This is a genomic window from Desmospora profundinema (genome assembly GCF_031454155.1).
GTDB lineage: Bacteria > Bacillota > Bacilli > Thermoactinomycetales > DSM-45169 > Desmospora > Desmospora profundinema.
Genome location: NZ_JAVDQG010000009.1, coordinates 1 through 12,920, shown reverse-complemented (window position 1 = coordinate 12,920; position 12,920 = coordinate 1). Strand labels below are relative to the sequence as shown.

General features: G+C 52.0%; 11 protein-coding genes, 7 tRNA genes and 1 rRNA gene. 6 read left to right on the top strand and 13 right to left on the bottom strand.

Annotated elements, in window-relative coordinates; all coding sequences use genetic code 11:
• Window positions 1–421: 421 nt before the first annotated feature.
• The 4 genes from mnmA (at window position 422) to JOE21_RS16065 (ending at window position 4,362) form a co-directional block, all read left to right on the top strand.
• Window positions 422–1,507, top strand: coding sequence for a tRNA 2-thiouridine(34) synthase MnmA (mnmA, locus tag JOE21_RS16080; RefSeq protein WP_309868314.1), 1,086 nt, complete (start codon window positions 422–424; stop codon window positions 1,505–1,507).
• A gap of 190 nt (window positions 1,508–1,697) precedes the next feature.
• Complete coding sequence (liaF, locus tag JOE21_RS16075) at window positions 1,698–2,642, top strand: cell wall-active antibiotics response protein LiaF (protein ID WP_309868313.1); 945 nt, start codon at window positions 1,698–1,700, stop codon at window positions 2,640–2,642.
• A 12-nt stretch (window positions 2,643–2,654) separates the two neighbouring features.
• Window positions 2,655–3,737, top strand: coding sequence for a sensor histidine kinase (locus JOE21_RS16070; RefSeq protein WP_309868311.1), 1,083 nt, complete (start codon window positions 2,655–2,657; stop codon window positions 3,735–3,737).
• Window positions 3,709–4,362, top strand: a complete 654-nt coding sequence (locus JOE21_RS16065) for a response regulator (RefSeq protein ID WP_309868310.1) — start codon at window positions 3,709–3,711, stop codon at window positions 4,360–4,362. The genes JOE21_RS16070 and JOE21_RS16065 overlap by 29 nt, the downstream gene beginning before the upstream one ends.
• A gap of 35 nt (window positions 4,363–4,397) precedes the next feature.
• Here the strand turns inward: JOE21_RS16065 and JOE21_RS16060 are convergent, their stop codons facing one another.
• Both JOE21_RS16060 and JOE21_RS16055 read right to left on the bottom strand, forming a co-directional pair.
• Window positions 4,398–4,901 carry a hypothetical protein gene (locus JOE21_RS16060; protein WP_309868309.1) on the bottom strand — a complete coding sequence of 168 codons (504 nt, stop codon included), beginning with the start codon at window positions 4,899–4,901 and terminating at the stop codon, window positions 4,398–4,400.
• Window positions 4,902–5,060: 159 nt separating this feature from the next.
• On the bottom strand, window positions 5,061–7,199 hold the full coding sequence (locus tag JOE21_RS16055) for a S8 family serine peptidase (protein ID WP_309868308.1): 2,139 nt from the start codon (window positions 7,197–7,199) through the stop codon (window positions 5,061–5,063).
• A gap of 211 nt (window positions 7,200–7,410) precedes the next feature.
• On the opposite strand from JOE21_RS16055, the gene JOE21_RS16050 reads away from it, so the two are divergent.
• Entirely contained in the window at window positions 7,411–8,910 is a 1,500-nt protein-coding gene (locus tag JOE21_RS16050; RefSeq protein WP_309868306.1) for a glycosyl hydrolase family 18 protein, read from the top strand.
• Window positions 8,911–9,117: 207 nt separating this feature from the next.
• Here JOE21_RS16050 and JOE21_RS16045 read toward each other — a convergent pair whose 3' ends face one another.
• From JOE21_RS16045 to JOE21_RS16020, 6 genes are all read right to left on the bottom strand, one after another.
• Window positions 9,118–9,573 (bottom strand): ABA4-like family protein, encoded by a 456-nt coding sequence (locus tag JOE21_RS16045; RefSeq protein WP_309868304.1) that lies wholly within the window; start codon window positions 9,571–9,573, stop codon window positions 9,118–9,120.
• Entirely contained in the window at window positions 9,560–10,480 is a 921-nt protein-coding gene (locus tag JOE21_RS16040; protein WP_309868302.1) for a hypothetical protein, read from the bottom strand. The genes JOE21_RS16045 and JOE21_RS16040 overlap by 14 nt, the downstream gene beginning before the upstream one ends.
• A gap of 16 nt (window positions 10,481–10,496) precedes the next feature.
• Window positions 10,497–11,174: a TetR/AcrR family transcriptional regulator gene (locus tag JOE21_RS16035; RefSeq protein WP_309868300.1), complete on the bottom strand. Its 678-nt coding sequence runs from the start codon at window positions 11,172–11,174 to the stop codon at window positions 10,497–10,499.
• Window positions 11,175–11,289: 115 nt separating this feature from the next.
• Window positions 11,290–11,366: transfer RNA gene (locus tag JOE21_RS16030), tRNA-Arg, on the bottom strand.
• Between the two features lie 3 nt (window positions 11,367–11,369).
• A tRNA-Leu gene (locus JOE21_RS16025) sits at window positions 11,370–11,457 on the bottom strand.
• Window positions 11,458–11,559: 102 nt separating this feature from the next.
• Window positions 11,560–11,633, bottom strand: a tRNA-Cys gene (locus JOE21_RS16020).
• A gap of 61 nt (window positions 11,634–11,694) precedes the next feature.
• Between JOE21_RS16020 and JOE21_RS16015 the strand changes: the two genes are divergently transcribed.
• Window positions 11,695–12,117: a YugN family protein gene (locus JOE21_RS16015; protein WP_309868299.1), complete on the top strand. Its 423-nt coding sequence runs from the start codon at window positions 11,695–11,697 to the stop codon at window positions 12,115–12,117.
• A gap of 2 nt (window positions 12,118–12,119) precedes the next feature.
• Here the strand turns inward: JOE21_RS16015 and JOE21_RS16010 are convergent.
• The 5 genes from JOE21_RS16010 to rrf form a co-directional block, all read right to left on the bottom strand.
• Window positions 12,120–12,193, bottom strand: a tRNA-Trp gene (locus tag JOE21_RS16010).
• A 9-nt stretch (window positions 12,194–12,202) separates the two neighbouring features.
• Window positions 12,203–12,278, bottom strand: a tRNA-Thr gene (locus tag JOE21_RS16005).
• A 7-nt stretch (window positions 12,279–12,285) separates the two neighbouring features.
• Window positions 12,286–12,361: transfer RNA gene (locus tag JOE21_RS16000), tRNA-Phe, on the bottom strand.
• 53 nt (window positions 12,362–12,414) lie between these two features.
• Window positions 12,415–12,508, bottom strand: a tRNA-Ser gene (locus tag JOE21_RS15995).
• Between the two features lie 317 nt (window positions 12,509–12,825).
• Window positions 12,826–12,920 (bottom strand): 5S ribosomal RNA (gene rrf / locus JOE21_RS15990); the annotation flags it as partial.

Below are 12,920 nucleotides of genomic sequence, written 5' to 3'. Positions count from 1 at the left end.
CCGGTATGGTCATTCATTTTTCCATGAGAAAAGGGGAGGGTTGGTATGGCTTTTGGTTCGCCTTTGCACTCATAGAGCACAAGTCTCGCCTGGGTCACTTTCGTTCCCCGGTCTCGCTATGCGCTTTTTGCAACGAAACGAAGACAACCATACCAACCCGGAATCTCGCCCTACGGATTGTTCAGACACACCCTAATTCGGATCCATTCAACAATTCTTCTTCAGTCACCTTTCTTCCTTTCAAAACACAGGAAGGAACCAGGCCATTCGGCAACCCTTTGGAGGACTTCCCTTCTGCTTCAGTGGTATACTATAATGCAAAGAATGGATTTGAAAATCACGGTGCCGTCTGCCCGACCGGTTCTCCCACGAAAGCGGTCCACAAAGCCGGTTGGGGGATTGGATACCGGGAGGTGATACCATGGGGGGAAATACACCTCGTGTCGTGCTCGGAATGTCCGGAGGGGTCGACTCCTCGGTGGCAGCCTTGCTGTTAAAGAAACAGGGCTATGAAGTCGTCGGACTGTTTATGAAGAATTGGGACGACACCGATGAATGGGGCAACTGCACGGCCACTGAGGATTTTGAGGATGTCCGCCGTGTTTGCGGCCATATCGGCATTCCGTACTACTCGGTTAACTTTGAAAAAGAATATCGGGACAAGGTTTTCCAATATTTTTTGGATGAATATCAAAAAGGCCGGACTCCCAATCCCGATGTCATGTGCAACAAGGAAATTAAATTCGGAGAGTTTCTTAATAAAGCACTCGGACTGGGAGCCGACTACATCGCCACCGGTCACTATGCCCGTGTGGAACACTCCCCAAAGGGGCATCGTCTATTCCGGGGGGCGGACCCCAACAAAGACCAGACCTATTTTCTGTACACCCTGGGACAGGATCAGCTCTCCAAAGCCCTGTTCCCTGTGGGCCATCTCCAAAAGCGGGAATTGCGCCGAATCGCCGAGGAAGCGGGACTGCCCACAGCCAAAAAGAAAGACAGCACCGGAATCTGCTTTATCGGCGAACGAGATTTCAAGGAGTTTCTCAGCCAGTACCTGCCCGCCCAACCCGGTGAGATGCAAACGTTAGCCGGTGAGGTAAAGGGAAGACACGACGGTCTGATGTATTACACCCTGGGTCAGCGCCAGGGATTGGGAATCGGTGGCGGCGGGATCGGTGAACCCTGGTTCGTTGTCGGCAAAGACCTGGAACGGAACGTACTCTTGGTGGAACAGGGTCATGACCACCCCGCCCTTTTCTCCGACGGCTTGACCGCTTCCGATATCCATTGGGTCAGCCGAAAACCGGTGACACAGCCGTTTGATTGTACCGCCAAATTCCGTTACCGCCAAACCGATCAGCCGGTTCATGTGGAACCGCTGGCCGATGGAACGCTAAAGGTTTCCTTCGACCAACCCCAGCGGGCAGTTACCCCCGGCCAATCGGTCGTCTTCTATGACGGGGAAGTCTGCCTCGGCGGCGGTATTATTGAGACCACCATTTAAAAAGACTAACGGGATCATCCCCACCGGTATTGAGGACCGGTGGGGATTTTTACATACGGAAAAATGGATTCTCCGTCCGAAGTCGGAAATCCCAAACCGTCCTGCGCCTCTTTTTCTTCCTTTTCGATCCGTTATACTAAAAAAAGCGGCAAATGTAACAGCCGAACCTCATTTTATTGTGAACAGGAAGGTGAAGGCGGTCGGTTTTTTTGAAACCACGCCAACCATCATGCATTTACAAACCAATCGTCTGCTTTTCGCCATGATCATCATTGGATTAGGTGCGTTGCTGCTGGCGGATAATTTTCATGTCATTACCATCGACCTATGGGATTGGATTGCCACGTATTGGCCGGTCATCCTGCTGTATGTTGGATTAAAGCAGATCCTAACCGGTCTGTATCCGGCCTTTCGCGGTCGTTCGGTCTATTGGGGCGGTCTCTTTTGGGGAATCTTCTTGCTTTTTTTGGGGTGGAACTTTCTGGCCCCTAATCTAAACCTTCCTCATATCCCCTGGGATCAGGTGTGGAAACTGTGGCCCCTGTTACTCATCTGGTTCGGGATCCATATCCTGTTGCCTTCCAGCCATACACACGATCAGGAAAAGGAGTCACGGCCAGGATGGAAAAACGGATGGTGGGATGAGGAAGGGTGGAAAGCGCAGGAAGAGCGATGGCGGGCCGAGGAAAAAGAGTGGCGAGAACGGCGACGGGAAAAGTACTGGAATCAGAAGGAAAGCGAAAAAGATAGACAATCCCATATTCGAAGAGGATCCACCTTTGTCCTGATCGGTGAAGTGGACCAACCGGGAGAGACATTTACATTGGAAGACACCGACTATCAGGTTGGCATCGGATCCATCGATCTCAATCTCACGCAGGCCGTTCTGCCGGAACGGGAAGTCACTCTTCATGCAAACGGTGTCCTGGGGAGCATCAATCTGTATCTGCCCGCAGACATCCCGGCTCGAATCACCGGAACGGTGCAGATCGGGAATCTCGATCTTCCGGGCGTACAGGAGAGCGGCATTCTCAAACGGGCCACCATCCAGACCGACGGATTTGATGAAGCCACCAAACGCTTGGTGATTCGTGCTTCCCAGTTTATAGGGGAAGTTCGGGTCATCCGGGTGTAGGGAGTGGTGCCGATGTGGAATCCCACGCGTTTTCAACGATTGCAGTGGAAGTTTTTTGTCGCTTTTCTGTTGAACAGCCTCCTGACAGCCGCTGTATTGCTGGTGTTGTCAGCCGTCTTGATGGACAGCCGGATTCAACCAGGGCCTGATGGCGATCCCGGTCCTCTTCTCCTTATCCTTTGTTCTGCGTTGGCAGTGGGACTCTGTTTGGGACTGTTTATGAGTCAACGGCTGCGACGCCGATTCCAGGTGTTAAAAGACGGGGCCGTCTTCCTGGCCAACGGAAACCTGTCCCACCGGATCCCCGCGGAGGGAGGGGATGAGGTGGCCGATATCGCCGCTCAATGGAACCGAATGGCTGCCCGCCTGGAGAATCAGGTGGGGACACTGCAAAAGCTGATCAGTCAAAACAAGGAACTGGCCGACCAACGGGAACGGTTGGCCATCGTGGACGAGCGGCAACGGTTGGCGCGTGATCTGCACGATTCGGTCAGCCAGCACTTGTTCGCTATCTCCATGATGGCATCAGCCATGGTTGAGGCTGCCAAACGCCGCCCGGAAACCCTTGCCTCCTCCCTGAAGGAATTGGATGAAGTGGCGGTAAAGGCGCAAACCCAAATGCGGGCCCTGTTGTTGCAATTGCGGCCGGCGGAGTTGGAAGAACAGACTCTGACGGAAGCCCTGGAACAATTGCTGCGGGAATTGGAAAACAAACACCCCATCCGATGCAAGCGGGAATGGTCCGCACTTCCTTCCCTCCACAAAGGCATGGAAGAACACCTATACCGGATCGTGCAAGAAGCCCTGTCCAATGTCCTGCGCCACAGCGGTGCAGATGAGGTGTGGGTCCGTCTGCAAGGTCTCTCTCAACAACTGTTGCTGGTGGTGGAGGACAACGGGAAAGGATTTACTCCGGATCAGGAGAAGATATCTTCCTACGGTCTGACTACCATGCGAGAGCGGACCCAAGAGATGGGAGGCACGTTTCGATTGGTTCCACTTCCGGAAAAAGGGACCCGTTTGGAAATCCGAATCCCCTATGTAAGGACAGAGGAGAGAGATGAATATGGCCATTCGCACCCTGATCGTCGATGATCATGAAATGGTCCGTCGCGGCCTGACTTCCTATCTAACGATGTTGGACGACATCGAGGTGGTGGGGGAAGCTTCTGACGGTCAAGAAGCCCTCCGTCAGGCGGAGACGTTGTCCCCGGATGTGATCCTGATGGACCTGGTGATGGAAGGAATGGACGGGGTGGAAGCCACCAAACGGATCACGGTGCTTGCCCCGGAAACCCGCATCATCGTGTTGACCAGCTATATCAACGATGATCAGATCTTTCCGGTGTTGGAAGCGGGAGCATGCAGCTATTTGCTTAAAACATCCCGGGCAGAGGAAATCGCCAACGCAATCCGGGCCGCCGCCCGGGGGGAAGCCACCATCGAACAAAAGATCTCCAGCCGGATCCTGGCGCGGATGCGAAACGGGTCAAAAGCAGCCCCCCATGAAGCGTTGACCCAGCGGGAACGGGACGTGCTCGCCCTCTTGGGTGAAGCCAAAACCAACCAAGAGATTGCCGCCTCCCTCTATATCGGGGTGAAAACCGTCAAAACCCACGTCAGCAACATCCTGTCCAAACTGGAGCTGGAGGATCGAACCCAGGCCGCCGTCTACGCAGTCAAGCATGGGTTAACGAAAAAAAGTGGTGAAGAATCATAAAAAGCCGGCGAAACCGCCGGCTTTTAAACCTTGATTTAATCCATCATCATCCTGATTTCAAGTACCTCACCCTGATATTCCCAAAATTTCAGGCGCATGCCTTTATCACGATCAAGGTATACAACCTTGTTGTTTCCTTGTTCCATCTCCTTAAAGTAATCCTTCCCGTAAGCTCGGATTACATCATCCATCGTGTTTCCAACATGAACTCTCCGGCTGGTCGTTATCTCCGGTGAAGAGGCTGATAGATAAACGATTTGATCGTTTTGGTCGGTTGACACGGATATAGGCTCAAAGTCTAAGCTTCTTTTATATAAATCAATGTCCAACTCTTCATACTCACCATACTTCATCTTCCACTTGTTTTCATGGAATGAATCCCCCAAACGGATCCCGTCTATACTCTCCTCTTCCAGGGACGTGCTTGTCACCCATAAGGATCCTAAACCCAAGTAAGGGGATAAATAGGACGCAACGAAACCAACGACAAAAGTACCACATAGCAAGATTACGAAGATTACAATCGTTCTCGCATTCATCTAGACTTACCCTCCGCTCCAACATTCAACAGCTGAAGAAAGAAGAAAAATATAGGCGGCAAACTACGGAGCTTCGTTAAAGCGCAGGATGCAGATGCCGCTATATGCAAACCAGCGTCCCCATTGGACGCTGGTTTACCTGCCGTACCCTTCTTTTGATTAATTCGTCACATGAAAGTGATACGGGATGCGGATCCGCTTCCCTTCTCCTTTGTCCGCTGTGACGGTGATGTAGCCTTGATAGTTGTTCCAAACGGTTTTTCCTGTAGCATCCACGGTTACTTTAAAGGTGGCACTTTTTCCTTTCGCCACTCGGACTTGGGTCTTGTCCACGTTCACTTGTTTGACATCATCCACATTTATACGATACACCTGTGCCTTTTTGGATGTATTGGTTACCGTCACCTTAAAGGTTTTTTTGCTGTCTTTTCCTTTGTTAGGCACTTTGCCGAAGCTCAAGCTGGCCGGATTAGCCAATGCCGGCGTGTTCAATGCATCATCCACCTGGATGATCCCGCCGCCTACAGCCAAGGGGACGGCATGATCCTTGGTATCCACACCGGTTCCAATCAAAGCCGCTTTAATATCTTGCGGGGTCCAGTCCGGCCGGGCCTGGGTCATCAGAGCTGCCGCCCCGGCTACATGGGGAGCCGACATGGAAGTCCCGTTTTTGGAGGTCAAACCACCGCCGGTGGTTGCGGAGTAGACATTGGCACCCACTGCCGCCACATCCGGTTTCAGCGTGTAGTTGACCGTCGGTCCGCGGGAGGAGAACAGAGCGACCAATCCTTCATTGCCGGTGTTAAATTCCCCGATCTCTCCCGGCTCCATCTTGACGGACGCTTCATTGGCTGCCTCAATCGCTTTTCCGTCCTCCTGGGACACCATCACGGACGGAATAGTCGCTTCTTCTTCAATGAACATGCCAGAGGGATCCCCCGGTGCATTGTTTACCAATACCATCCCTACCGCATTGGCATTTTGGGCCGCCATCGCCTTTTCCGTAAAGGTACAGGCACCACGCTTGAGGACGGCGACCTTCCCGGTCAGGTCTTCCGAGATTCCTTCACAGCCCAAACCATCCCCTTCTGTCACCACATGGAGCGGCGCTTCCAGTCCTTCCGTAATCAGACCGCCCGGATCCGCGGTGGCAGCTCCGACGGTTTTGGATTCACCATCCAGGGTAAAATTGATCGGCAGTCCGATAAAGTGGCTGTTGGTGACAGCGGCCACTGTAATCACTTTGTCCGCTGTTCCGGGAGAACCGATGGTCATAGGGCCGGGTCCGCTGTTGCCGGCGGAGATTACCACCGTCACACCTGCATCCGTGGCAGCGTTTACGATCTCCGCCAACAGATCAAAACCGGGTTGAGCGGTGCCGCCCAGACTCATGTTGATGACGTCCATCCCGTCACGAACGGCATCTTCCACCGCTGCGGCGATATAAATGCTCTGTGCTCTACAACTTTCACAGGGGAACACGTTGTAGTTGCCCAGATAGGCTCTGGGAGCCACCCCGGAAAGGGGAGTTTTTGCCGCACCGCTGGGATCCTTATAATCGCGAACTCCGGCGATGGTTCCCGCCACATGGGTCCCATGGTCGCCAACGGCTTCGGGAGTGACTCCCGGCTCCGGCCAGTAGACTTTGGCAGCGATCACCTTGTTGGTGGTAAAGCGCTCGTCCCCTTTGGGAAACCCTTCCGGCATCGGGAGGGAAGAATCCTGGAAGAAGGGGTGGGTCTGTTCGATCCCGCTGTCAATCACCCCGACTTTTACCCCTTCACCTTGAAAGCCGGAATTCCACAGGGGTTGATTTTGAATGATATCATGACTGGTGTTCATGGCCGGGGAGTACTCCAGGGATTTGACCACTTTTTCCACCCCGGGCCCCTGCTCCAGCTCCTTGGGGTTGACTCCATCCGCCTTAACGGCCACCCCGTTTAGGGTCAGATCGTACTCCTCCACCACTTCGACTTTGGAGCCGCCTTCTTTCTTTAACCAAGATTTATATTCGGAACGCTTATCTTTCAAATGTTTTTGATATTTCTTCACCTCTGGCGCTGCTACATCCAGCTGTTCGTTTTCTTCCACTTTGGTAGCGGAAAACCCCTTCACATCACCCTCATAGGAAGCGACCGACTCATCCTCCAACTGAACGAAATAGTATTCTTCCCCGGAAGATTGGGCTTTTTCATTTACACCATCATCAACAAAAGACGCTTGGGCCGGTGATACCATGCTGGTTAAGACAAAGACGAACGACAGGACAACAATCCATCCGCGCCACTTTTTGGACATGATTCTCCCCCTTGATGTAATAGAAATTTCAGACGGATAATTAAATACGCGATTCTCTTTTCAATCTCCTGCAATTTGACACATATATTTTAAAAAAGATGAATTTTGACAAGCTTCATTCGACAAATATTCCTTCTTTTTTCAATTCAACCTACAATTAGCGCTTTGATTGGATTAAAATGGGGATAACTCTAGAACAAGGAGTGATCCCTTGCGTAACCGATACGAACTAAATTCCAAATCGTCACCGGGAGAGGGCTCTCCCAATCCCTCTTCACAGGAATCGACCAACTCCATCCCTCCATCCCGGCATCGACTTCGTTCCCGGGCACTGATCCTTTTGCTGTCCATCTTCGTTCTGTGGGCAGGGTACGGAGCATCCACCACACCGACTTCCGTTTCTCCTCCCACCTCCCATTCGGAAACATCCGACACTCCCTCTTCGAGCATGAATCGGGATGGAAATGGCGGGATTTGGGACCATGGGGCGGAGGAAGAGGAGGATGACTGGCACCCTCTTCTGGAATGGGAGCCTCCAGAGAATACATCTTCCTCTAATCCCAACTCTTCCGGCCCCCCTTCCCAGTCTACATCCTCTCTTATGTACAACAATTGGCACAATCCGGATTTAACCCTCTTCCCTCCAATTCATCCGCGCGAGAGAGTCGTCGTCGGCCGGGATGGCACGTTGCCTGAACAAGAACCCGGAGAGAGTGAAAATTCACCCTCACCGGGCTCTGCCACGCCTCCTCCCAATTTACATGGTTTAGCGGTCTGGTTCCCTTCCTGGGATGAAGAAGACGCGTTACAACGGTTGGAACAGAATCTCGATTCGATCCACGAAGTCCATTTTTTATGGTATAACCTGGGTCCCGATGGAACGATTACGGCCGTCAGCGAGGAAAGGGAAACAACAGAAAAAGCCCTTTCTCTCGCCAGGGAGAAAGGCGTCCAGGTGATCCCCGCTATCGGTAACCGCTTCTCTGCAGGGTTGACACGGGAAATCCTGCAAAATGAAGAAAAACGCGACCGATTGACTCGTCAAATATCGACATTGGTACAAGCGCGTGGATATGACGGCATCGACATTCTCTTTCAGCCTATGGAGGAAACCGAACGGGAAGCATTCGCCGGTTGGATCGAATCGCTTGCAACCATTCTCCATCAGAAAGAGAAGGTATTGCATGTGACGGTCCACCCGCAAACCGGCCGTGGGACATCTCATTCCGTGCAACGTTCCCAGGACTGGCGTCGGATCGGACAAGCGGCCGATCGAGTCAAGATTATGGCTTTCAACTACAGCTGGGATCATCCCGGCCCTTCCACGCCACTCGATTGGCTGGATGAAGTGATTTTGCACGCTACAGAGGAGATCGAACCGTCAAAAGTCACCATCGCCTTGTCGACGGTGGGGTGGATTTGGCCTGAAGGACAAGCGGAAGCGCAACGAACTTTTTCATACTCATCCGTCGCCAAGCTTTCAGAAAATCAACGGCTTCAACCCAACCGGGACGAAAACGGAGAACTCCATCTGAAAATCGAAGAAAAGGGAGAACGATATCACGCCTGGTATCCGGACGGCGAAAGCGTTCTGGTTAAATGGCGGTGGATAAAAGAGCACCACCCCGACATCGGTGGGTTGGCTTTATGGTACCTCGGAAGCGAAGATCCCGATTTGTGGAGCGGTCACTTCGACCTTACGACTGAATAACGGTAGGAATGTTGCATTCATCCCTATCCCCGACACCATAAAGGCATCATCCAGACGGATGATGCCGAAACGAAAGAGGGGACCGATTTCCGGTGTAGCGCCTTTTTACCGAGTGCCAGCGAAGTCCCCGAAAGACTCAAACGTTTGGCGGCCACCACATTTTTTTAACCGCTGACCCTGTCTTAAGGAGACTGCAACCGTCTTTTATCACTGAGAATGGGCGTCTTGCGCAGCTTTAGTGCGTCTGATTCTTCGTATTGCAAGGTAGCACAACCATCCAAACGGACCAAACATCAGGACGAGGAATAAGAGTATGGACTGAACCGGCCTTGGGACATAGTGATGTTCCATGTTATCGCGATAAATGGAATGACCGATCGCCAGATCGAAGCAAAGCAGGTGAATCCAAGCGAGCAAAGCGAAATCCGGATGGGATAAGAGTCGGATGACTCCCTCGGCTGAACCGAAGTCTTGAATGAAACCAAAACCCGTATCTCCAATAGCGGTGACGAGCCCAACCGCATAAAGCACGGCGAGGTACAGGGGAAAAACGGCTAGACTCGCCAGTAACCGTGTAACCCGCCAAGAGGGCAGCAATATCATCAGCAACCAGAACGGCATGGCGACGCTCGTAAGGGCGAACAATGTTTCATACAAGGTCACGGTTCTCCTCCCCTGACACCGTATTCGTCTGAACCATAGATCCCTTCCTTATTTTCAGCAGGCCGACCGCGGCGATGACAACGGTGACCAGCCAGACGAGGAGCAAGGCACCGGCGAGAAACGGAAGCATAGCCAGTTCAAAGACGGAACGCGCAAGGGCCGTTTGCAAACCAATCAGAATGATGGCGAGTGTCCAGGCGATCCCTCCCGTATGGATCAGCTGCCGGGTCCGCTTCTCGTCGGTACGCGACCGTTCCAGCAACCATCCCAGCACTGGAAGCGCCTGCAGCGCGTGAAAGCCGAGCCCATGGAGAACGATCAGATTGCCAGCCTCACCCGTATACCGGCTTTGCAGCACGATCATCCATATGCCTGCAGCGTGAGCGATCATGGTCGAGACAAAGGCATAGCGGATACCGAGCACCAGTAACGGACGTTCACCCGGTTGCCTTTTGCGAAAAAACGGAATCGCAAACAGTGCGGTCGCGATGACGATCAAGAGCGCAATGACCCCGAACAGACCGCCGGCGATCTGATCCACAACAGTGCCGACTTGTGAAAACCGCGGATTAATGCCGCGCAAATGCTGAATCGTTTCAACGGCGTAGGAGTAGAGGGCAGCCACTATAAAAAACCAGCGCACGCTTGCCCGTTTGCCGGGGCTTAGTCCCGATACCGGCAAAATAGCCGCGATGGATAAAATAAACATCCCCATTGCCGCATTAAACGAAAATGCACTTTCTGCATTGCCTTCCGGCAAAATGATCGCCCCGTATATGCTGATATAGACAGCGATTCCGGCGGCAAGCGCAAAACCGATCAAACTGACAATCACCAGCAACTTTTCTCCAGAAAAGAGCTTCATATCCGTTCTTTTGGCCAGTTGACTGTCCGTATTGGCTGACATAACCGATCATTCCTTCTTATTCATTTTTATCTATGATCCATCCGACATCGCTGTCTGACGGGTTGGCAAGCAACAACCTTAAATGCATATCGTAATGCATTTTCATATCCGCGACTCCACCATTGTGTCCGGATAAAAACGCGCCGTAAAACTGACTGATGGTGACAAGCGTCAATGTTTCCAAAGGCATTTCTGCCGTCACTTCTCCATCTTCCACGCTTTCTTGTAAAAAATGTCGGAACAGCTCATACAAATGGGGCAGATCCCATTCGGTAATGTCGTCCCATTCCGGATAAAGTACTTGCTTCTCCGCGTCTGTAATGGGCGGGACGTCCGGTTTACCGTCCGTACCGGCGAGAAACCGAATCAAGTTTAACATCACTCCGGATGATCGGAGATCCTCCTCGGCTACACGATGAAAAATGCGCCGAATACCGGCGATCCCGCGAAGCGGATGGAGGTGTTGCTCAACCGCACGATGCAGCCCCCAGATCCCCATGAAATAACAGAACAGCTCCTCCTTCTTGGAAAAGTAATTAAAGAAGGTGACTTTTGATATCTCCGCTTTGCGGCAAATGTCTTCCACATGCAAGTCTTTCATGGAACCTTGGCCAATCAGGTCAAGAGTCGTCTGTAACAGCAGCAGCTTTGTTCTGGCTTTTTTCAATTCTCTCAGGTTAATGTTTTTACTCATGATTAAATATTAACTTGAGTTAAGTTTAATGTCAATGCTGATTGAAGGTGATGGATTTGCAAAAGGAAAGTGCCGGAAATACAAAAAAGCCGTTCTCTATGAACGGCTTTTCCTTTGGCGTGCCCTGGAGGATTCGAACCCCCGACCTTCTGATCCGTAGTCAGACGCTCTGTCCAGCTGAGCTAAGGGCACATATGGTGCGGACGAGAGGACTTGAACCTCCACGGTCGCAATGACCACTAGATCCTGAGTCTAGCGCGTCTGCCAATTCCGCCACGTCCGCGTAATGGGTTGTTGCTGCTTTCAACAGCGACATGATTCATTGTATTACATCTCCGGATTAAAGTCAACGCTTTTTTGTTCAATTAAACCCGGTAAACAATATTGGAGGCGGCACCCGGATTCGAACCGGGGGTAAAGGATTTGCAGTCCTCTGCCTTACCACTTGGCTATGCCGCCATGAAGGAATGAGACGAGAACCAGTGTCACACACTACATTTCAAACAAGGAGGCGATCCGCTTGATCCCTTTATCTTCCCCTCTGGAAGGAGTCACCGGCAGTTTCGTGACCATCGACCGCCTGTTTAATGGCGAAGGATTCGTTCTCGGCGGTGGATATGAATATGACCACGGTTACTACGATAAAGCCCTGGATTGGGAAGAAAACAAAGAACACCGAGCTTATCTCCGGATCCCGGTCACTGCTGTTGAAGGCAGTATCGGAACACGAACAGCCACACTCCAAGTCGGCAAGCCTTTTGTGCTCAAGCATCAATACCAAACCGGCGTAGACCATGATGCCAATATCGGATTCCTTTCCGCTACCGTTAACCAATTCGCAGAACCAGCGGATCCAGATGATGCCGTAGAACAAAAATGGCTTAGACGCGCGCAAGCGGAGTTAAACCAATTGGAACATCGTTTTCGGGAACACTCGCGTTAAAATGGCAGGGGCGGCAGGAATCGAACCCGCATTTGAGGTTTTGGAGACCTCTGTTCTACCATTGAACTACGCCCCTCCGACGCGATGGTGCCGGCGAGAGGACTTGAACCCCCAACCTACTGATTACAAGTCAGTTGCTCTACCAGTTGAGCTACACCGGCAAATAAATGGTGGTTCGGGACGGAATCGAACCGCCGACACGAGGATTTTCAGTCCTCTGCTCTACCGACTGAGCTACCGAACCGCAGGTATGCAAAATTGTATCATACGTCTTCCCACCTGTCAAGATGGGAATGATGGCGGAGAGGGAGGGATTCGAACCCTCGAGACGGGTTTAGCCCGCCTACACGATTTCCAATCGTGCTCCTTCGGCCAGCTCGGACACCTCTCCACAAATATAATCACCATTGCCGTGTCAGGGTAATAAACACTCCCACGAAAATAAACAATGCCATCCCGATACTGATCATACTCAATACAATACCCGTCATGGCTTGTACAGGCCGACAGGAACGCCTTCCTTTTCGACCCAGGATCATTCCCGCCACACCCAGCATGACGCTGAACAGCGGAAATAACAATAGGAGAATCACACCAGCGGTACCCGCAATCAACGATGAAGTGGCATAACCGTTATACAACGGACTGCCTTTACGGGAATCGTGTGTCATGACGACACCACCACCTTGGTGGATTAAAAAAGAAAACGCCTGGCGACGTCCTACTCTCCCAGGGGCCTGCGCCCCAAGTACCATCGGCGCTGGAGGGCTTAACTGCCGTGTTCGGGATGGGAACGGGTGGAT

Coding starts and splice junctions, on each gene's coding strand:
- JOE21_RS16040 (WP_309868302.1), bottom strand. CDS start 10,480: ATGTCAGCCAATACGGACAGTCAACTGGCCAAAAGAACGGATATGAAG.
- mnmA (WP_309868314.1), top strand. CDS start 422: ATGGGGGGAAATACACCTCGTGTCGTGCTCGGAATGTCCGGAGGGGTC.
- JOE21_RS16035 (WP_309868300.1), bottom strand. CDS start 11,174: ATGAGTAAAAACATTAACCTGAGAGAATTGAAAAAAGCCAGAACAAAG.
- JOE21_RS16060 (WP_309868309.1), bottom strand. CDS start 4,901: ATGAATGCGAGAACGATTGTAATCTTCGTAATCTTGCTATGTGGTACT.
- JOE21_RS16070 (WP_309868311.1), top strand. CDS start 2,655: ATGTGGAATCCCACGCGTTTTCAACGATTGCAGTGGAAGTTTTTTGTC.
- JOE21_RS16055 (WP_309868308.1), bottom strand. CDS start 7,199: ATGTCCAAAAAGTGGCGCGGATGGATTGTTGTCCTGTCGTTCGTCTTT.
- JOE21_RS16065 (WP_309868310.1), top strand. CDS start 3,709: ATGGCCATTCGCACCCTGATCGTCGATGATCATGAAATGGTCCGTCGC.